This window comes from Oceanivirga salmonicida, assembly GCF_001517915.1.
GTDB classification, from domain to species: Bacteria; Fusobacteriota; Fusobacteriia; order Fusobacteriales; family Leptotrichiaceae; genus Oceanivirga; species Oceanivirga salmonicida.
The window spans coordinates 1-267 of record NZ_LOQI01000224.1; the positions used below are offsets into that span (position 1 = coordinate 1).

Sequence of the window (267 nt, forward strand, 5' to 3'; positions counted from 1 at the left end):
GTAAATACAAAAGGTGCAAATGTATCTCCATCAGCACTAATAATTGCTGATAATGTAAATGTCATAAATAAAAATGGAAACCCTAATGAACATATTCTTAAAAATTTAATTGCTGAAACTAAATAATCTGGCTCAGATACTCCCACTAACATTATTAATTCTTTTGTAAATATTAATGAAATTAATAAACATAATATAGAAAAAATAGTAGTTAATATTATTGCTATTCTAGCATATGCCCTTGCATGCTTATATATTTTTGCACCT

At 25.5% G+C, this 267-nt stretch carries 1 protein-coding gene; it reads right to left on the reverse strand.

Going from position 1 to position 267, the window contains the following annotated elements; all coding sequences use genetic code 11:
* Positions 1 to 267: MATE family efflux transporter (locus tag AWT72_RS09055; RefSeq protein WP_306765448.1), on the reverse strand; the 267-nt coding region annotated here is incomplete at both ends.